We start from the raw sequence: 19373 nt of genomic DNA on the forward strand, positions 1-19373 counted from the left end.
ATGTCGTCAGCAAGCGCGAGGAAGCTCCCGCCCGGCGTCCGGGCGAAGCGGCTCATCGACGGTGTCGAGATCAAGGAGCTGCGCCTGATACCCGACGAGCGCGGCTATCTGATGGAGATGATGCGCGCCGACGATCCCTTCTTCACGAAGTTCGGGCAGGTCTACCTGTCGGTCGCCTATCCCGGCGTGGTCAAGGGCTGGCACTACCACAGGGTGCAGACCGACCACTTCACGATCGTCAAGGGCATGATGAAGGTCGTGCTCTACGACGACCGCGAGGACTCGCCGACGAAGGGCGAGGTCAACGAGTTCTTCATGGGCGAGCTCAACCCCATCCTCATCACGATTCCGCCCGGCGTTCTCCACGGCATGAAGGCCATAGGGACCGAGCCCGGCTACCTCGTCAACTGCCCGACCGAGACGTACGACTACGCGGAGCCCGACGAGTTCCGCGTCGACCCCCACGACAACGACATTCCCTACGATTGGGCACAGAAGGACGGGTAGGACCGGCTAGGACGCCGGTTCGCACGCGCCACGCACCGCCCGCAGCCGCGCTCGGGCGCGGCGGGCGCGCTCCGATGCCGCCTCGGAGGGCCTGATGGCGGCCAGCGCCGTCGTCAGGAGGGCGCGGACGGCGAGCGACGCGCGCAGGAGCGACGCGTAGAGCCGGGCGCGGGCGGGCCCAGCGTGCTTCCTGACGAGGTCGGTCTTCGCGCGGAGGAGCCTGCGTTCGTACTCGGGGGAGACGTCGCCGGCCGTCGAGGACGCGCCACGCGAGTGGGCCACGACGGCGCGCTCATCGAGCACGACGCTCCATCCCCCGCGGCGGGCTCTCAGGCAGAAGTCCGCGTCCTCCGCGTAGAAGCGGAACGATTCATCGAATCCCCCCAGCTCCCGGAAGCACTCCCGCCTGATCGCCATGCAGGCCCCGTCGACATACTCCACCCGGCGCACCCGCCTCGGGCCGCCGGATGACCAGCGTGCCCCCGCCCGCCGCTCCGCGAGCGTATCCAGCAGGAACAGAGACCGGAGCGCCGAGAGGGCCGACGGAACGCGGCCCGACGCCCGCTGCCACCCGCCGTTCGGGTAGACGAGGGCCGGCCCCGCGACACCGACGTCCGGAGTCTCGAGCGTCTTGAGCAGCGGAGCGAGCGAGCCGTCGGATGTCCACTCGAGGTCGTTGTTCATGACGATGAGCACGCCGGTCGTCGCGCGGGAAACGCCGGCGTTGACCGCCGACGAGTAGGAGGGAGAGCGACCCGTCTCGAGCACGAGGTCGACATCTCCCATCGAGGAGGCGTGCGCTGCGAGCGCGGCCGCTGAGAGCTCTCGAGTGTTGTCGACCACGATGAGCTCGCGCAGGAGCCGGGCGTCCGGGTGCGCGGCGAGCGTCTCGAGCAGTCTCGTGAGGATCTCACGCCGGCCGTAGTGAACGACCACCGCCGACGCCAATCCTCTCTCAGTCGTCACGCCGGACTCCTTCAGCCTTCAGTCAGGTGGCAATGGCGTCTTCATTCCGATAGAATCCACGGAGGCGCGGCCGCCGTGTCTCCGGCATGATACACGACGACAGCCGCCTTCCCAAGCGGAGGAGAGCGGGTGCAGGAGAACCACGAGAACACGCTCAAGGTCGTCAAGGAGTCGGGCATCGGACTCACGGGCCTGCTTTTCGGCACGGTCCTGAACTACGTCCTGCTGATGGTTCTGACGCGCTGGCTCGATACCGACGCCTTCGGCACGTTCGTCCTCGCCCAGTCGGTCGTGTGGCTCGCGGCCATCCTCGTGCTCTTCGGCAGTCCCCGCGCGCTCGATCGCTACATTCCGCTCTACAGGGCTAGAAACGAACCGGGGAGGGTCCGGACACTCGTCAGGTTCATTGCGATCATATCGATCGCGGTCGCCGTGCTGGCCGCGCTCGTGCTCTGGCTCCTGTCGCCCTGGCTCGCGGGCTCGGTCTTCCGGAACCCGCTTCTCGACGCGACCCTGGCGCTCATGGCATTGACGCTGCCGCTCATCGTCGTCGTGCGCCTCGTCTCGTTCGCCTTCGCCGGTCTCAAGGAGATGCGCTACGAGGTCTATCTGCAGCACCTGGCGACGCCGCTCTCGAAGATCGCGCTCGGCCTCGTCGTTCTCGCGCTCGGCCTCGGCTACATGGGCTGGCTGTGGGCCTACGTCGCCGCGCTGGCCTTCGTGGCGCTCCTGGCCGTATGGTTCGTCACGCGGCGGCTCCTGCCCGCCATCGGCTCCGGTCCTCGCGAACGGATAGACATTCGTGAGATCGTCGCCTACTCGTGGCCGCTCGGTCTGACCGGCGTCGTCGTCATGCTCCAGGGCCAGATCGATGTCCTCTTCCTGGGGCGCTACGGCCCACCGGCCGACGTGGGCATCTACCGCATCTACATCCAGATGTGCGCCCCGCTGCTGCTCGTCATGATGGCGTTCGCCCGCATCTACAAGCCGGTGCTCTGTGAGCTGATCGCCGGGGGCGGCACCCGCGACGCGCTCTCGCTCTACCGTCGCGTAGCTCGTTGGATCATGCTCGTCAACGCGCTCGGCTTCCTGCTGCTCGTTCTCTACGGTCGCGAGATCGTCGCCCTCGTCTTCCCCGTCGCCTACGCTGGTGCGCCGGCTGTCCTCGGGGTCCTGGTCGCCGGGCGCCTGGCCAACACGTCGTTCGGACCAGAGGGTATGACGCTGGAGGCCTTCGGCAACACGAAGCTCTCGCTCATGAACGCGGTTCTCATGCTGGCGGTGAACGTCGGCGTCGACCTGGTTCTTGTTCCACGGATGGGTCTCCTGGGGGCCGCGATCGGGGCGACCTCCGCTACCACGATCGGGGGCCTCGCCGGGGTCATCGAGATACGCGTGCTTCACGGGTTTCAGCCCTACACCCGGCGGCACCTCGGGATCGCGGCGGCGATGGTGGCGGTCGTGGCTGCGGGACTGGGTGCCAGAACGCTGCTGCCCGGGACCGGAGGGTTCTGGCTGGCCGCGCACCTCGCGATCGCCGTCGCCGTGTATGCGCTCGTCGTCCGCGTGACGGGTGTGCTCGATGACACCGACCGCGCGGTCGCGAGACGACTCGTGGACCGCGCGCGCGGGAACGGGAGACGAAGATGAAACGTGTCCTCGTCATAGGACTGGACGGGGCCTGCTTCGATGTGATCGACCGTCTCGCGGACGGCGGCGCGGTGCCGACGCTCGAGAGGCTGATGCGTGACGGGGTGCGCGGGCCCCTCGAGAGCACCGTTCCGCCCACGACGATCCCCGCATGGTTCAGCATGGCGACCGGGCTTCCGCCCGGGGAACTCGGCGTCAGCGATTTCCTGTACTTCGATCCACGTCAGGGGAGGATGCGCGGCGTCGGTTCGAGCATTCTCTGTGGACGGGCCGTCTGGGACGTGCTCGGCCGGGTCGGTTTGCGCGTCGGCCTTCTCAACTTCCCGCTTCTCTGGCCACCGTGCCCCGTGAACGGGTTCGCCACGACGGGCGTCGGGGCCACCGCGGACGATGAGTACGCCTGGCCGCGCGAGCTGAAGCAGGAGATCGAGCGCGTGGCCGGAGGACGCTATCACCCCGTCGTGCCCTATCACAAACCCAGGTACGACGACCTCGACCTCTTCTTCGACGATCTCGAGACCGCCTTCGAGGGCCACGACCGGGTCGCGACCCACTTCGCCCGGAAGGACGACTGGTCGCTCCTGTGGGTCGTCTTCTCCGCGACCGACTGGCTGCAGCACAGAACGTGGTCCGCGATCGCCGGCGGATCGGACGGCGCCGAATCCGACACCCTCCGCCGGCACGACGCCTTCTGGACCCGGGTCGACCGCGCGATCGCCGGGCTCATCGAGGCGGCCGGCGATGGAACGACCGTGCTCGTCGTCTCCGACCACGGGTTCGGCTCGAACGACCTGGTGTTCAGGCTGAACGCGTGGCTCGAGCAGTGGGGATATCTCACGAGGCGGGGGGAAGGGCGCGGCTCGACGGTGGCCGAGCGGTCGGCCAGGGCTGTCCGCGCCGTGGCGCGGGCCGTCGGCGTGCACCGGCTGGCGCCCGCGCTCTACGATCGAGGTCGGCGGGCCGCACGCCCCGCGTGGACGTCGGCGTCGCATCGCATCGACCTCGAGGAAAGCACGGCGTTCGATCCTGGGCATACCGTGCCGTTCGGCGGGATCTACGTGCGGGGGGCCGCGGACGAACCCGAACGTGCCGAGCGGATCGCGCGGGAGCTGTCGGAGTGGGGACGTGAGAACGGGGTCGAGATCGACTCCCGCGTACGACGTGGACAGCCCGTCTCAAACGGCAGACGCATGCCCGACATCATCGTCTCGGTCGAGGGGTGGTCCGGGGTGATTCTCAAAGAAGAGCTCGACGGTCCTCTGATCGAGCGCAGGCCCCTCTCGACGCGGCATACCGGCTCCCACCGGCCCGAGGGGATCCTCGTGGCGCACGGTCCGGGAGTCGCGAATGGCGTGCGCACCCGGGCCCGCATCACGCAGATCGCGCCGACGATTCTCCGATCCCTGGGGCTCGACGTGCCGCAGGAGATGACGGACGGAGTCATGTCGGAGTGCCTTCCGGACGACGACCGACCCTGACCGGTCGCCGGTCATCCCTTTACGCGTAACCCAGGTCCTTCAGTTTCTCGAGCGTTCTGCGGTCCTGCTCCACATCATCCTGTTCATCGCCGCCGCGGCTGGACCGTAAGAGTTCGATGTGCTCCCGAACATCTTCCGGCACATCAGGGCCCGGGCGCTCGTTGTGGCGCTCGAGCGGGTCTCGTGAAAGGTCATACCGCTCACTACCCGTGCGCTCGTCGTAGATGAACTTCTCCGTCGCGGTCCTCCGGGAGATCACCCACTTCTCCTCCCATTCGAACTCGCTCCATGCCGCAGCGTCGGCGGCATCGACGTCACCCTCCGCTGAACTCAGGAGCGAGCGGCCCCGCATGCCCTCCGGCGGGAGGCCGGCCACCTCGAGCAGCGTCGGACCGATGTCGAGGTGCGACACGAGCCCGTCCTTCACCTCGGGCCGCCCGGAACCCGGCAGCTTGATCAGAAGCGGCACGTGGATGATCTCGTCGTAGAGCTTCGGTGTCGCGCCCATGTGTCCGTGACCGATCTCACCGTGCTCCCGGAACTCTTCGCCGTGGTCGGCCGTCACGACGATCGTCAGCCTGTCCAGCAGTCCCAGCTCCTCCAGGCCGTCGAGGAGGCGGCCGAGCTGGTCGTCGGCGGTGCGGATGTGCGCGTCGTAGAGGTCGATGAGCAGTTCGACGTCCTCCTTCGAGAGGCTCGCCTGCCGCGTCTCGACGTCGGCCATGACGCGCGCGAGTCTGCGCACGGACACCCGCCGTCGGAGGAAACACTCCCTGTGCTTCGGTATCGGAACGTAGGGTGAATGGGGCTCCGCGATGTGGAGCCACGCGAAGAAGGGAGCGTCGCCGTTCTCCCTGATCCAGCTCAGGGCGCGATCCACGACCGAGCCGGCGGTCGGGTACGGCGGGATCCCGCTTCGAAGCTGCCTCGCGCGTTGCCACCTGAGAGCCGCGCGCGAGAGGGCGGGGAGCCCCCTGACGGCGGCGGCCGCTCTCCGCAGACGGGAGGGCGACGGTCCGTCCCCGGCAAGATCCGACTCGCCGACGAAGTCGTCGAAGCCGCGGTCCCAGCCGGCGCCGGGTGAGAGGAGCGGGTTGGAGACGACGGCGAGGGTCCGCGCTCCGGCGCTCCTGAACGTGTCCGGGACCGAACGCCGGAGACCCGACAGCGAATCCGGGTCCGGCCGCTCGAGCGGGTAAGTCGAACTCAGGAGACCCTTCATGCACGATATCGTGGACGGCCCCGCGGCGAAGGCGCACGAGTAGACGGTCGATCGCTCCGCCAGACGGCCGAGCGAAGGGGCCGTGTCGCGGTCGTACCGATGCCACGGTGTATGGTCGGCGCGCAGGCTGTCGAGCACGACCAAGAGCACGCTGTCGTTCAACGCTTCACCCCCCGATGCTCCCTGCCCGCGTCCGGGCGACGCACGGCGGACCAGGTCATTGTAGCGGCTGGTCCGGCGATGACAACCCTCCAGTGGTGCTGCACTTGGGGCGTCCCTCGGCGCCGGAAAGCCTTTGACCGCGGCGGGTCACCATGGTAGCCTCACCGGGGTTTGCCAGGCACCCCGAACGCCCGGCTCGATGCCGCGGTAAGGGAGGCGATGCCTTGTTGCCTCATGCGTTGCTGATCGGTCTCGCGACCGCCGTCCTCGGTCTCTCTCCAGGTGCGATGGACGAGGCCGACGCGCCGCGGAGCGAGCGGTCTCTCTCCTCGGTCCCCGCCGTGGCGGTCGACGCCCCGGTCGCCCGGGACCGGTATGTCGTCGGGCCCGGAGACCGCTTCCTGCTCTCCGTCCTCGGTGATGTCACCGAGCTCCACACACTGACCGTCACGCCGACGGGCGCACTGACGCTTCCCGTCGGGGAGACCGTCGTGGTCGCCGGAGCCTCCATCCAGGATGCCGAGGCCGTCGTGCGGGACGTCCTGAGCGATTACTACCACGACGCTCGGATCACCCTGACGCTGGTCGGTGCGCGCCAGGTGATCGTCCACGTGACCGGCGCGGTCGAGAACCCGGGGATGCTCCGGCTTCCGGCCACAGCCCGCGTCTCGGCGGCGATCGATTCGGCGCTCGGGCCGCTCGAGACGGCCTCCATGCGACGAATCGAGGTCAAGGGGCCGGACGGCCGTTCGCAGCGGGCCGACCTGGTCCGCTTCGGGGCGCTCGGGGAGCTCGAGATGAACCCGCTCGTCGCCGCCGGGGCCGTGATCCATATCCCCCATCGCGCGTCGTGGGTCGAGGTGCTCGGAGCGGTCAACGCTCCCGGCGACTATGAACTTGTTGCAGGAGACGACGTCAGCACCCTGCTGGCGATCGCCGGCGGCTTCGCTCCCGGCGCGGATACGCTTCACATCGAGCTCGTGCGTTTTGATGAGGACGATCCCACCGAGTACCAGTCCTTCTCTCTGGACCTCACGGAGCTCGACCGGAGCGCAGTGCCGCTCCGGAACGGCGACCGGCTCTTCGCGCGGTGGATCGAGGGCTGGCACCGCGAGGCTCACGTCGAGGTCATCGGTGAGGTCGAGTACCCCGGGGTCTATTCGATCCGGGAGGGGACCGACCGTCTGAGCGACCTGATCGAGAGAGCCGGGGGCTTCACGGAAAGGGCGGACCTCAGCAGGGCGGCCGTCCTCAGGCGGAGCGCGGTCGCCAGGGAAACGGCCGTCGAGCGGAGCATCGAGTTCCTTTCGGAGAGCGATCCTGCCTCGCTGGGGCACACGGACTACGAGTTCCTGCGGCACGGCGTGGTCTCGCGACGGGGTGCGCTCTCGATCGACTTCCGTAACGTCTTCGTGGTAGGCGAGGGGGCGGACGATGTCCTCCTGCGAGGGGGGGACTTCATCGATGTGCCGCGCCGCGTCGACGCGGTCGAGGTTGCGGGCGCGGTCTCCCGGCCCGGCCTGGTCGACTACGATCCCGACCACCACTACCGGGACTACATCAGGGCCGCCGGGGGCTTCACGAACTTCGCCGACCGGGGGCTTGCGAAGATCGTCCGCGGAGAGACGGGACAGCGCGAGCGCGCCACCGTGTCGGTCGAGATCGGGCCCGGCGACGTCATCTGGGTACCGCCCGAGATCGAAACGGAGTTCGTGGAGACGTTGAAGGATGTCCTCGGCATCCTCGGCCAGCTGGCCACCATCTATCTGGTGATCGACAGCGTGCAGGACGGAAACTGATGGCACAACCGGACATCGATCTCCATTCCGACAGAGAGAAGTCGCTGACAGACTATCTCTACGTCATCGTGAAGCGCCGCAGGATGGTCTGTCTCAACGTCCTGGTGGTCGCGGTCATCACGGCGATCATCTCCCTGCTCGTCCCGAAGTGGTACGAATCGAGGGCTTCGCTTCTGCCCGACGAGACCATGGGGCTCGATTCGGGTCTCATGAGCTATGTCCAGAGCAACTTCCCGCTCTTCCAGCTGACCGGTGCCAGCACACCCGCGCAGGGTACGGTCTCGATCCTGAAGAGCCGTCGCGTGGCCGAACAGGTGGTTCGTGCGAACGAGCTGACGGAAGTCTATGGAGCGGAGACGATGGACGCGGCCGTCGCGGCACTCCGAGAGCACCGTGACATTCTCATTGACGAGAACGGAACTGTCGTTCTGATCGTTGAGGCCCGCGATCCCCTGCGGGCGGCCGCGATGGCGCGTTCTCATCTGACGGCTCTCGAGGAGTACAACGCGGCGACGCGGGCGACGACCGGGAGGCGGATCAGGGAGTTCGTCGAGGAGCGTCTGGAGGAGACCGATTCGCGTCTCCGGGCGGCAGAGGATTCCCTGACGGCATTCCAGTCGAGGAACGCCACCTTTGAGATCTCCGAGCAGGCGCGAGCGATGATCAGCACGATGGCCGAGGTCGAGGCGAAGCTGACAATGGCCCAGATCCAGCTCGGGGTGATCCGCGCCTACGCGAGCGAGTCGCACCCGGAGGTCCGGAGGCTCCGGGCCGAGATCGAGGAGTATCGCTCCCAGATCCGGAAGCTGACGGCGGGGGGAGACGAGCCGGGTTCCGGCGGTCCGCTCGGCACGCCGCTGACCGAGCTGCCGGACCTGGCGGTACGATACGCCCGCCTCATGAGAACGACCGAGGCCCTCGGGCAGGTCTACCTGTACCTTCTGCAGGAGTATGAGTCCGCGCGGATACAGGAGGCGCGCGACACGCCAACCGTCCAGATCCTCGACGAGCCGGAACCGCCGGAGCTCAGGGTCCGTCCGAAGCGCAAGGTGATGGTGGTCATCGGTGCGATGATCGGCCTTCTCGCCGGCGTGGTTGCGGCTCTGGGCATCGAGTACTACGAGTCGTCGGACCCCGACGAACCACACCGCCGGAACATCGATGCCGTCGTGCGCATGCTGCGGTCGGATCTTCGCCGACTCACACCGGGCGGCGGGCGCGGGACCTGATGTGTCCGGCGCCGCCGGTTCTTCCCTTATCCCAGACTGACGAAGCCGGCCACTTGTTGTCTCCGAGGACGGGGCCGCGACCGTATCGAGAGCGGGAGTCCCCTTGACTGGCATGACCTTCCGCGACAGCGACCGAGCCTCGACGCGACGAAGGGCCCTGCCCTTCGTCTTCGGCGTGGCGGTCGTTCTGCAAGTGCTCCTGGCGGTCTGGGGCTCGCGCGAGCCGGTGCTCCTGATCGGAGGCATCGTCTTCGCGATCGTGCTCTGTCTCTCGCTCGCGAACACGTTCGCGGGACTTATCGCGATCCTGCTGTTCCAGATACGCATCCTGCAGGGTTCCAGCGAGATCGGCATCGACGAGCTCGCCTACGCAGCGCTTTTCGCCGCGACGTTCGGTGGTTGGCTGCTCCGGCACGGGCTCTCGTCGGAGTTTCGGCGGCTCCGATCGAGCCCCCTGACGGTTCCGCTCCTCGCGTTCTTCGTTGTCTGTGCTGTCTCCATCATCCCCTCGCTGGTCAACGGATACAGTCCCCTCTGGTGGTTCAGGGACCTGGTTCGGTTCTCGACGTTCCTCCTGATATTTCCCGTGGCGACGGTCGCGCGTTCCCGGAAGCGGGCCGCGGTCCTCGTCACCTGCTTCCTCGCCGTCGTTCTCTACTACGGGATCGATGCCTTCATGACATACCGGTCCATGCTGGAAGCAGCGAAGCACCTATGGCAGATGCAGTGGCAGCGCGCTCCCTCTCACGAGGTGCTCCCGATGACGACGCTCGTCATCGCGCTCGCGGTCTTCCTGAGGACGAGGTCCTCGAGGGCGATGATCGCGTCCCTGTGCGTTGTCCTCATCTCGCTCGTCCCGCTGGCTGTCTCGCTCTCGCGCGGGTTCTGGGCCGCTTCAGGGCTCGCGATTCTGATCCTCCTGCTGGTCTCGAGGCCGGCCGCGCGCCGGGTCGTCGGCCTGGCCGTCACAACCACTGTCGGCGCGCTCATCGCGGGCTACATGGCGTTCGGGTGGCGCTTCGCCGGCGTGATCGAGAGCCTCACTGAGCGGTTCTCCTCGATCGCCTCGCCGCTGGCGGCGCTCTCGATCCAGGAGCGGCTGGCCGAGTCGTCGGCCCAGCTGGAACTCATCGCCGAGAACCCGATCATCGGTCACGGTCTCGGGGCGACGCTCTCCTACATGTCGCCGATCGAGTCTCAGCTGATCACGAGCACGTACAGCCACAACGCCTATCTCTTCCTGATCTTCAAGCTCGGCATCGCCGGGCTTGTCGCGTTCCTCGCCTTCTACGTGAGAGGTGTTCTCCGCGTCAGAGCGGCGGCCCGCCGATCCGGATCGACGTTCGAGCGGACCCTGATGCTGGGCAGTCTCAGCCTGCTGATCGTGTTCCTGCCGCTCTCGATCACGTCGCCGCAGTTCTACGCGAAGACGTCGGTCCTCGTCATCGCGCTGATGTTCGGAATGGCCGAGGCCATCGTGGGACGGAGCGGGAGCGAGTCGGCCGAACCGGCTCCAAGAGCGCAGGGCGACCGGGCTGCTGCATCCGCTGTGCCTGAAGGCGGTCCGCGGGAGCATCGGTCCGCGGACGGCCCGGCGGAGGCGTCGTGAGGGTCCTCTTTCTCACATCGCGACTCCCGTTCCCCCCGGACCGCGGCGACAAGGTCAGAACGCACAATCTGCTGAGGGCGTTCGCCGCGCGCCACGACGTGAAGCTCATCTCCTTCGTCGACGGCGGCGAACCCGGGGAAGGGGAGGAGATACTCCGGCAGTGGTGCGACGTCGAGACGGTTCATCTCCCGTCGTTCCGCTCGGTGCTCAACGCGGGCGCGGGCCTTCTGCGTAGACTGCCGCTTCAGGCTTGCTACTACTCGTCAGGAGAGATGTCGGAGCTCGTGCGAAGCGCACTTCGGGACGGTTGCGACGCGCTCTACGTGCACCTCTTCCGGATGGCGCCGTTCGCGCTCGGTGCCCTCGGCGACGTTCATGCGCGGGCCGGACGCCCGGCCACCATCCTCGACCTGACCGACGCTATCTCGCGCGAGATCGAGCTGTCCCTTCCGAGGAGACGACCGCTCTCGCGGGCGGTCTACACGATCGAGCATCGCAGGGTGCGAAGCTACGAGGCGGCCATCTCGCCGCGCTTCGACGACGTGTGGACGATCTCGGGAGCGGACGCCGACATCATCCGAAGCGCGGCGCCGACGTCGAACGTCACCGTCGTTCCCAACGGCGTCGACGACTCGCTCTTCGCGCTCGGGATTCCCGCCGAGCGACCGGTCTCCGTCCTGTTCGTCGGGAACTTCCGTGTGCCCCACAACGTGGACGCCGCGGCCTGGCTGGCCGGAGAGATCGCGCCGGCGGTGGCCGCCGAGGTCCCCGGCGTCGAGTTCGTGCTGGCCGGCGCGGCCTCCGACGAGGTCGTTCTGCCCGAACGGGGTGTCGTCTGGCGCCGCAGGGGCTTTGTGCCGGCGCTGAAGGACGTCTACGGTGGGGCCGGTGTTTTCGCCGCCCCGATGCGGTTCGCGGCGGGCGTTCAGAACAAGATCCTCGAGGCGATGGCTGCGGGCCTCCCCGTTGTCACAACATCGATCGCGAACGCCGGTCTCGGCGCCCGGCCCGATTCCGAACTTCTTGTCCGGGACGGGGCGCGGGCCTTCGCCGACGGCATCGTGGACCTGCTGTCGAAGAGGGAACTCGCGGGAGGGATCGCGGAGCGGGGACGCGCGTTCGTCAGGGAACGCTTCACCTGGGACAGGGCTCTGGAACGACTCGAGGAGGTCTCGGCCGGCCTATGAGGAGCGGCCGCGCCCTCGAGCAAGACGCTCGCAGGCCTTCACGAGCGGGGAGTCGTCCGACGTCGCATCGTGCTCGGCGAACGCGAGTTTCCTCGCCGCCGCTCCGAGCCGCTCTCTCAGGCCGTCGTCATCGAGGACGGAGGTCACCTCCCTCGCGAACGACCTCGGATCGTCGGCCATCCTCACCTCTCTGTCGTGCTCGACGTGCAGTCCCTCGCAGCCCTTCGTCGTCGTGACGACCGCCTTGCCCATCGCCATCGCCTGGATGATCTTGACCCTCACGCCGCTTCCGATGCGCAGCGGAACGACCAGGACGCGCGACCGGGCGAAGTGTTCGAACACGTCATCGACGTCGCCGACGAACGATACCCTTCCGTCGCCGCCGGCCAGAAGCGACGCCCACTGGGGCACGGGGGAACCGACGACGGTCACCGTCGTACCGGGTCGTGTCGCCCGAATGGCCGGGAGGATCTCTTCGAGGAACCAACGCAGGCTGTCCTGGTTTGGGCGCCAGCCGAACGAGCCGACGAAGAGAACGTCGTTCTCCTCGGCGTGTGGCGGCTCCGGCAGGGCTCCGACGTCGATCGCGAGCGGTACGGCCTCGACCCGGGCTTCCTCGGACATCTCCTCCAACGCTCGCCGGTCGACGTCACTGAAGGTGAGCGTCAGGTCGAAGAGCGGCAGGACGGAGGCCTCGTATCGCTCCATGCGCCGCCACTGCAGCGTCGCGTAGAGGCGGGCGGCGGACGACGCCTGGAAGTCCGCGAAGAGCCTCATCACGGTCGACTGGACGTTGTGTTCGAAGAGCACGGCTGGCGCATCCGAGGCAGCGCCCGCGGCGGGGAGCGCCGGAGCGCTGTGAAGGCTGTTGAAGAAGATGAGGTCGTAGCGCTCCGCGGCCGCCTCCGCGACCCTCGCGAGGAAGCGCCGCGATGTGTAGCGTCGAATGGGGACGGGGAGCGGGTCGGTGAGCCCCCTCAGATAGCCGGCGGTCGAGACCTTCGGCAGCTCGGGCACGGCGATGACGTCGGCGAGTCCGCCGAGCTCCGCGTCCTGCGACACCGTACCGTCCGGGACGATCGTCAGGAATGTGACGCCGTGCCCCGCCCGGGCAAGCTGCGAGATCTGGTAGAACGTGGCGATCTGACCACCTGTTCTGCGCCTGCCGGGCAGATCCTGTCCGATGAAGAGGACACGCAACGCTATAGTCTCCCGGTTGAGCGTGACGGCGTCGGCGGAGGCTCCGCCGGACGACCGCCCGAAGCTAGCGCAGGACGGCGGCGCGGTCAAGAGCCTCGAGCCGGGCATGACGATTGCACGTGGAGGGGACCGGGAGAAAGGTGCTTGCTCGACGGTGCGGCGGGCTGTATACTCCGTCTTCTAACTGAGGGGTGAAGAATATCTGTCGCAGCCCGTCGTACGAGCGTGCTGACGACGCGACTTCATGGGAAGACACGGATGAAAGCACTCGTCACCGGCGGCGCTGGGTTCATCGGTTCGCATCTGGTCGAGGCGCTCCTCGACCGGGGCGACCGCGTGTGGGTCATCGACGACCTCTCGACCGGCCGCTTTGAGAACATCGCCCACCTCGAGGGAAACCCGGACTTCAGCTACGTCATCGACACGATCCTCGACGAGGAGATCGTCGCCGAGCTGACGTCCAAGGTCGACGTGGTCTTCCATCTCGCGGCGGCCGTCGGCGTCGCCTACATCATCGAGAACCCGTTGAAGTCGCTCGAGACGAACATACAGGGCACCGAGATCGTCCTTCAGAAGGCGAACGAGGGGAAGAAGAAGGTCGTTCTCTTCTCGACCTCGGAGATCTACGGCAAGGCCGACTCCCAGCCGTGCAGCGAGACCGACGATCGGATCCTGGGCTCGACGATGATCGCCCGCTGGGGCTACTCCTCCTCGAAGGCGATCGACGAGTTCCTGGCGCTGGCATACCATCGCGAGAAGCAGCTCCCGGTGGTCATCGTGCGATGCTTCAACACCTGCGGACCGCGCCAGACCGGTCAGTACGGCATGGTCATCCCGCGTTTCGTCAAGCAGGCGCTGCTCGACCATCCGATCACGGTCTACGGGGACGGACAGCAGACCCGCTGCTTCTGCGACGTGTCCGATGTGATTCGCGGCGTCCTGGCCCTGGTCGACGAGCCCTCGGCGAACGGCGAGGTCTTCAACATCGGGAGCGACGAGGAGACGACGATCGAGGCGCTCGCCGAGAGGATCAAGGAGCTCACGGGAAGCCAGTCGGTCGTGGAGCACATTCCCTACGAGAAGGCGTACGAGGAGGGATTCGAGGACATGCGGCGCCGCATTCCCGATCTCGCGAAGATCCGCGAGACCGTGGGATACGAGCCGCAGATCGGGCTCTCGGAGCTCCTGGAACGCATCGTAGCGCACTTTAAGAAGTAAACTGAGGCCGCCGTACACGGGAGGGCGTACAGAACGAGCTTGACAGCTACGAATGAGTCCTGAATAATCCCGATTCCGACGTTTGGCAGGGATCTGTCAGGAAACTGTCATGATCTTCATCTGTGCGTTCGGCCTGTCGCTTCTGGCGGTCTTGGCGCTCACCCCGGCGGTGCGCACCCTCGCCACCAGGCTCAGGTTTCTGGACTACCCCAATCGGGCGAAGGCCCATCGGCGGCCCACGCCGCTGATGGGCGGTCTCGCCGTCGCCATCGCGAGCCTCGCCGCCGCGGCGAGCGCGCTGGCGCTGATTCGTTCTCCCTACAGCGCACGGATCGTCGGCTTCATGTCCGGCGGACTGATCGTCGTGGTGCTCGGTCTGGCCGACGACGCCAACGGCATGAGGCCCCGCGTCAAATTGGCCGGCCAGGCCGCGGCCGCCACCGTCATGCTGCTCTCGGGCGGCATCGACGGCATCCCGCTGCCGCTTCCGCTCGCCTTCGGGCTCGCCCTCCTCTGGATGGTCGGGCTCATGAACGCGTTCAACTTCCTGGACAACATGGACGGTATCACGTCCGGTCTGGCGTCGATCGCCTCGTTCGGCATCTTCTCGCTGGCGCTCGGCCACGGCCACATCCATACCGCGATCGCGGCCATCTCCGTGGCCGGCGGGGCGCTCGGGTTCCTCAGGTACAACTTCTCCCCGGCCTCGATCTTCCTCGGGGACGCCGGCAGTCTCTTCCTCGGATATGTCGTTGGTGGACTGTCCCTCAGGGCTGTATCGTATGCGGGGGCCGACCCGACCGCGCTCCTGATACCCGTCCTGATGCTCGGCTACCCCATTTTCGATGCGACGCTCGTCACGGTCGCGCGGCTGACCGACGGCCGGGACGTCGCGCAGGGCGGCACCGACCACAGCTCGCATCGGCTGGCGCGGCTCGGACTGAGCGCCAGGCAGACGGCTCGAACGATCTACACCATATCCGCCCTCCTTACGGGAACGGCGGTCTATCTCTCGCTCGCCCACAGCGGTCGCACCGGTCTCCTCGGCCTGGCGGCTCTGGCGGCCGGGGGCGGCATGCTGCTGCTCGGCATGCGTCTCGTCCGCGTTCCCATCGCAGCGCGGTCGGACAAGGTGGCCCGCAGCGTTCGGATCCTGCGGGAGCTGTCGGACGAGGAGATGGTGCTCCTCTCGGGACACCGGCAGGAACCCGCCGACGCCGAGACGAGAGAGCCCTCAGAGACGAAGACCCGCGAAAAAGTCGCGTCGAGGTAACGGCCCGGTGGTTCCCCCCGAGGGGAGCTCCGGCCCGTGGAGGAGTCTATGCTGGACCTGAAGTACGTCCGTGCTCATCCCGACGATGTGCGCCGCGCCGTCGAGAACAAGGGTGAGAACGCCGACATCGACCGGCTGCTCGCTCTCGACGAGAAGCTCCGGGGCCTCATCGTGGAGGCCGACGAGCTCAAGCAGCAGCGGAACGAGGAGAGCGACCGCATCGCCCTGCTCAAGAAGGCGGGCGAGGACGCGTCGGACACGATCGCCCGCATGCGGGAGGTCTCGGCGCGCATCAAGGAGTTCGACCGTGAGATGTCCGAACTCCGCGAAGAGCTGGCGACGCTCGAGCTGACCGTCCCCAACATCCCTCATGAGTCCGTCCCGGTCGGGAAGGACGAAGACGACAACGTGCTCGTCCGGGAGTGGGGTGAGCCCAGTTCTCTTGTCAGTGAACCGGCACCCCACTGGGAGGTCGGGGAATCGCTCGACATCCTCGATATCACGGCCGGGAGCCGCGTGGCCGGTTCGGGCTTCGTCGCGCTCAAGGGTCTGGGCTCTCGCCTCAGCCGCGCGCTCATCTCGTTCATGCTCGATGTTCACACGAAGGAGCACGGGTACCGGGAGGTCTCGCCGCCGTATCTGGCCGACCGGCAGGCGATGACCGGCACCGGTCAGCTCCCGAAGCTCGAGGAGGACATGTACCTGGCGGAGACGGACGATCTCTTCCTGATCCCGACGGCCGAGGTGCCCCTGACGAACCTGCATCGGGACGAGATCCTCGAGCCGGGAACCCTGCCGCTCCGCTACACAGCGCACACGCCGTGCTTCCGCCGCGAGGCGGGGTCGTACGGGAAGGACACGCGCGGGCTCATCCGGGTGCATCAGTTCGACAAGGTCGAGCTCGTCCAGGTCGTCGAGCCGGAGTCGTCGTACGATGTGCTCGAGACGCTGACGGGCCACGCCGAGACGATCCTCCAGCGCCTGGAGCTTCCGTACCGAGTCAAGGTGCTCTGCACGGGCGACCTCTCCTTCGCCGCCGCGAAGTGCTACGATATCGACGTCTGGGCGGCCGGCATCGGCCGCTGGCTCGAGGTATCGTCCTGCTCGAACTTTGAGGATTTCCAGGCGAGGCGGGCCGGGATCAGATACCGCCCGGAGGACGGCGGCAAGGCCCGGTACGCACACACCCTTAACGGCTCCGGCGTCGCGCTCCCGAGGACCATCATCGCCATCCTCGAGAACTACCAGACCGACCGAGGCACTGTCGCCGTGCCGGACGCGCTTCACCCCTATATGGACGGCCTGGACGAGATCGCGTGACCGTGGACCGCCGTCCGTCCTCCGCCCGGAGGAGCCCGGATTGCGCATCGCCTTTCTGACGACCGGAGATCCCAGACGGAGGGATTTCTGGTCCGGCACACCGTACTCGATGCTGCACTCGCTGCGCCGCCGGTGCGGCGAGGTTGTGCCGCTCGGCCCTCTCCGATCGGTGACGCGTGAGGTCGTACGCGCGTGCGTGGGGGCGAGAAACCGGCTGACGAGGGGCCGTTTCGACCACACGCACTCGCGCGTCGTCGCGCGGGCTTACGCGAGAGCGGCCGGGCGCCGGCTCAGTGAGGGACGATACGACATCATCGTGGCCCCGGCGGCGAGCGAGGCCGTCGCCTACCTCGAGACGGACCTGCCGATCGTCTACCTCTCCGACGCGACATTCCGGCTGATGGTGGACTACTACCCGGCGTTCTCCTCTCTCACCAGGGCCTCACTCTCCCAAGGTGAGGAGATCGAACGACGCGCCATCGAACGATCGTGCGCTGTCGTCCATCCGACGCGGTGGAGCGCTCGGTCGGTCGTCGAGGACTACGGCGCCGACCCGTCACGCGTGCACGTGATCCCCTACGGTCCGAACCTCGACGCGATTCCCGATGCGGCGGTCGCCCGGCGTCATTCGACCGACGTCTGCAGGTTGCTCTTCATCGGCGTCGACTGGGTCCGCAAGGGCGGGGACATAGCGCTGGGGACCCTTCGCGCGCTCAGGGAGCGTGGCATACCGGCCGAACTCGTCATCGTCGGTTGTGCGCCACCCGACGACCCCGACGTTCCCGGCGTGCGTCTCATGGGCAGACTCGACAAGTCCTCGACCAGGGACGTCCGGGTGCTCGACGAGCTGTTCGCATCGTCCACCTTCCTCCTGCTTCCGACGCGGGCGGAGTGTTCCGGAATCGTCTTCGCCGAGGCCTCGGCCTACGGGCTCCCGTCGATCGCCAACAGAACGGGTGGCGTGCCCGATGTCGTACTGGATGGCAGAAACGGATTCCTGCTCGATCCCGACGCCGGTCCGCGCGAGTACGCCTCGCTGATTGGTTCGGTCTGCGGGGACGCGCAGGAGTATCAGGATCTCTGCAGAAGAGCCCGGGGAGAGTACGAGACCCGCCTGAACTGGGATGCCTGGGCGCGTCGCACGGTCGCCGTCCTCGAATCGTGCCTGGGCTCCTGACGCGTGGCGGGTTTCTTGACTGCCGTCGCGGCCGTGCTAGACTGACGTCGTAGGGAGTTTCAGGGTCGCCTGAATGGGGGCAAGGTGGCAAACCGTACGCGAGGAAGCTGGCGGGATCCCGACGCGATCGGCGCGCCGAGAATGCGCGCCTACGTCTTCGTCGCCGTCTCCGTGCTCGCGATCGCCATCTTCCTCTATACGAACAGCCTCATCAGGCGGCTCGAGGTTCAGGCGGCCACCCTCTCCCGGTCGATCGCCGGGCTCTGCGCCACGGCGACCTATGCTGCGAGGGAGAACGAGGAACTCCGTGTGATCTTCACGGAGCTCATCGAGACGATCAACTTCCCGATCGTCATCACCGACGTCAGAGGAGTCCCGATCACGTGGAAGGGGCTCCCGATGGAGATCGACCCGTACGACGTCACGCACGAGGACTACCTCAACGCCGATCCCCAGGCCGGTGACGAGACACCGCTGGGCGAGATCATGGCGTTCACGAGAGAGCTCGACCGCAAGCAGTCCCCGATTCCGATGACGCATCTCGGCGACGACACGGTGCTCGGCTACATTCACTACGGCGAGTCGAGCATGATCCGCGAGATGCGGTACGTCCCGCTCCTGGAGCTTCTGGCCTTCGGGATCCTCGTTGCGCTGGGTTTCCTGGGGTTCCGGAACGCGAAGCTCGCGGAGCTCAGGTCGATCTGGGTCGGCATGGCCAAGGAGACCGCACACCAGCTGGGCACGCCGATCTCCTCTCTGATGGGGTGGGTCGAGCTTCTCAGAAGCAGCGCTGACGAGGACTGCGTGGCCTGCAGCCGGATGAGCGGCATGGCCGACGAGATGCAGCGCGACCTGGAGCGGCTCGAAAAGATATCGCTCAGGTTCAACCAGATCGGCTCGATCCCGAAGACGAAACGTCAGGACGTCGTCATCGTCCTCAGAGAGGCGGTCGACTATCTCAGGCGGCGGCTCCGGGCGCTCGGCAAGGACGTCGCTCTCGAGGAGCTCTATCACGAGGTTCCGCCGGTCGACGTCAACCGCGAACTGATGGAATGGGTCGTCGAGAACCTGGTCAAGAACTCGACCGAGGCCCTGCCGCCCGAGGGAGGCAGGATCGTCATCTCGACGGAGTACGATCCGAAGCAGGGCTGCGTCCGCCTGCTCTTCACCGACAACGGCAAGGGACTCTCGCAGTCTGAGCGCCGCCGGATCTTCCTGCCCGGCTACTCCACCAAACGGCGGGGATGGGGCCTCGGACTGGCCCTCGCGCGGCGCATCATCGAGGAGTATCACAAGGGTCGGCTCTACGTCGGGTGGTCCGAGCCCGGCAAGGGGACGACCTTCGTCATATCGCTTCCGGCGACGTAGCGTGGCCG

15 protein-coding genes are annotated in these 19373 nt (G+C 67.2%); 12 read left to right on the top strand and 3 right to left on the bottom strand.

The features are described 5' to 3' along the window. A complete protein-coding gene (locus GF405_05660; GenBank protein ID MBD3367643.1) occupies nucleotides 1–507 on the top strand; it encodes a dTDP-4-dehydrorhamnose 3,5-epimerase in 507 nt (168 codons plus the stop codon). A gap of 6 nt (nucleotides 508–513) precedes the next feature. Here GF405_05660 and GF405_05665 read toward each other — a convergent pair whose 3' ends face one another. Further along, entirely contained in the window at nucleotides 514–1488 is a 975-nt protein-coding gene (locus GF405_05665) for a glycosyltransferase (protein ID MBD3367644.1), read from the bottom strand. A gap of 114 nt (nucleotides 1489–1602) precedes the next feature. On the opposite strand from GF405_05665, the gene GF405_05670 reads away from it, so the two are divergent. Together GF405_05670 and GF405_05675 are read left to right on the top strand one after the other, a co-directional pair. Then, on the top strand, nucleotides 1603–3123 hold the full coding sequence (locus tag GF405_05670; protein ID MBD3367645.1) for an oligosaccharide flippase family protein: 1521 nt from the start codon (nucleotides 1603–1605) through the stop codon (nucleotides 3121–3123). Beyond that, entirely contained in the window at nucleotides 3120–4601 is a 1482-nt protein-coding gene (locus GF405_05675) for a hypothetical protein (protein ID MBD3367646.1), read from the top strand. Before GF405_05670 ends, GF405_05675 begins: the two co-directional genes overlap by 4 nt. A 19-nt stretch (nucleotides 4602–4620) precedes the next feature. Here the strand turns inward: GF405_05675 and GF405_05680 are convergent, their stop codons facing one another. Further along, the gene (locus GF405_05680) at nucleotides 4621–6078 is read right to left on the bottom strand and encodes a sulfatase-like hydrolase/transferase (GenBank protein ID MBD3367647.1); all 1458 of its coding nucleotides are present in this window, start codon (nucleotides 6076–6078) and stop codon (nucleotides 4621–4623) included. A 59-nt stretch (nucleotides 6079–6137) separates the two neighbouring features. On the opposite strand from GF405_05680, the gene GF405_05685 reads away from it, so the two are divergent. The 4 genes from GF405_05685 to GF405_05700 all read left to right on the top strand — a co-directional run bounded on the left by GF405_05685 (nucleotide 6138) and on the right by GF405_05700 (nucleotide 11809). Next, a complete protein-coding gene (locus GF405_05685; GenBank protein MBD3367648.1) occupies nucleotides 6138–7784 on the top strand; it encodes a hypothetical protein in 1647 nt (548 codons plus the stop codon). After that, nucleotides 7784–9013: a hypothetical protein gene (locus GF405_05690; GenBank protein MBD3367649.1), complete on the top strand. Its 1230-nt coding sequence runs from the start codon at nucleotides 7784–7786 to the stop codon at nucleotides 9011–9013. Before GF405_05685 ends, GF405_05690 begins: the two co-directional genes overlap by 1 nt. Before the next feature lie 103 nt (nucleotides 9014–9116). Next, entirely contained in the window at nucleotides 9117–10622 is a 1506-nt protein-coding gene (locus tag GF405_05695) for a hypothetical protein (protein MBD3367650.1), read from the top strand. Beyond that, a complete protein-coding gene (locus GF405_05700; protein MBD3367651.1) occupies nucleotides 10619–11809 on the top strand; it encodes a glycosyltransferase in 1191 nt (396 codons plus the stop codon). The genes GF405_05695 and GF405_05700 overlap by 4 nt, the downstream gene beginning before the upstream one ends. On the opposite strand, the gene GF405_05705 is transcribed toward GF405_05700, so the two are convergent. Beyond that, entirely contained in the window at nucleotides 11804–13117 is a 1314-nt protein-coding gene (locus tag GF405_05705; GenBank protein ID MBD3367652.1) for a glycosyltransferase, read from the bottom strand. The genes GF405_05700 and GF405_05705 overlap by 6 nt on opposite strands. A gap of 150 nt (nucleotides 13118–13267) precedes the next feature. Between GF405_05705 and GF405_05710 the strand changes: the two genes are divergently transcribed. The 5 genes from GF405_05710 to GF405_05730 all read left to right on the top strand — a co-directional run bounded on the left by GF405_05710 (nucleotide 13268) and on the right by GF405_05730 (nucleotide 19365). Continuing rightward, nucleotides 13268–14227: an NAD-dependent epimerase/dehydratase family protein gene (locus tag GF405_05710; protein ID MBD3367653.1), complete on the top strand. Its 960-nt coding sequence runs from the start codon at nucleotides 13268–13270 to the stop codon at nucleotides 14225–14227. A 109-nt stretch (nucleotides 14228–14336) separates the two neighbouring features. Beyond that, nucleotides 14337–15500 (top strand): hypothetical protein, encoded by a 1164-nt coding sequence (locus GF405_05715; protein ID MBD3367654.1) that lies wholly within the window; start codon nucleotides 14337–14339, stop codon nucleotides 15498–15500. 48 nt (nucleotides 15501–15548) lie between these two features. Beyond that, on the top strand, nucleotides 15549–16820 hold the full coding sequence (gene serS / locus GF405_05720; protein MBD3367655.1) for a serine--tRNA ligase: 1272 nt from the start codon (nucleotides 15549–15551) through the stop codon (nucleotides 16818–16820). 40 nt (nucleotides 16821–16860) lie between these two features. After that, nucleotides 16861–17997 (top strand): glycosyltransferase, encoded by a 1137-nt coding sequence (locus GF405_05725; GenBank protein ID MBD3367656.1) that lies wholly within the window; start codon nucleotides 16861–16863, stop codon nucleotides 17995–17997. Nucleotides 17998–18081: 84 nt separating this feature from the next. Then, entirely contained in the window at nucleotides 18082–19365 is a 1284-nt protein-coding gene (locus GF405_05730; GenBank protein ID MBD3367657.1) for a two-component sensor histidine kinase, read from the top strand. Nucleotides 19366–19373 lie beyond the last annotated feature (8 nt).

This window comes from Candidatus Effluviviaceae Genus V sp. (assembly GCA_014728125.1).
Taxonomy (GTDB): Bacteria; Joyebacterota; Joyebacteria; order Joyebacterales; family Joyebacteraceae; genus WJMD01.

What these genes read in the sequence shown, in the direction of transcription:
- GF405_05710 (MBD3367653.1), top strand. Translation starts at nt 13,268, where the DNA reads ATGAAAGCACTCGTCACCGGCGGCGCTGGGTTCATCGGTTCGCATCTG.
- GF405_05660 (MBD3367643.1), top strand. Translation starts at nt 1, where the DNA reads ATGTCGTCAGCAAGCGCGAGGAAGCTCCCGCCCGGCGTCCGGGCGAAG.
- GF405_05715 (MBD3367654.1), top strand. Translation starts at nt 14,337, where the DNA reads ATGATCTTCATCTGTGCGTTCGGCCTGTCGCTTCTGGCGGTCTTGGCG.
- GF405_05690 (MBD3367649.1), top strand. Translation starts at nt 7,784, where the DNA reads ATGGCACAACCGGACATCGATCTCCATTCCGACAGAGAGAAGTCGCTG.
- GF405_05705 (MBD3367652.1), bottom strand. Translation starts at nt 13,117, where the DNA reads ATGCCCGGCTCGAGGCTCTTGACCGCGCCGCCGTCCTGCGCTAGCTTC.
- GF405_05685 (MBD3367648.1), top strand. Translation starts at nt 6,138, where the DNA reads ATGGTAGCCTCACCGGGGTTTGCCAGGCACCCCGAACGCCCGGCTCGA.
- serS (MBD3367655.1), top strand. Translation starts at nt 15,549, where the DNA reads ATGCTGGACCTGAAGTACGTCCGTGCTCATCCCGACGATGTGCGCCGC.
- GF405_05675 (MBD3367646.1), top strand. Translation starts at nt 3,120, where the DNA reads ATGAAACGTGTCCTCGTCATAGGACTGGACGGGGCCTGCTTCGATGTG.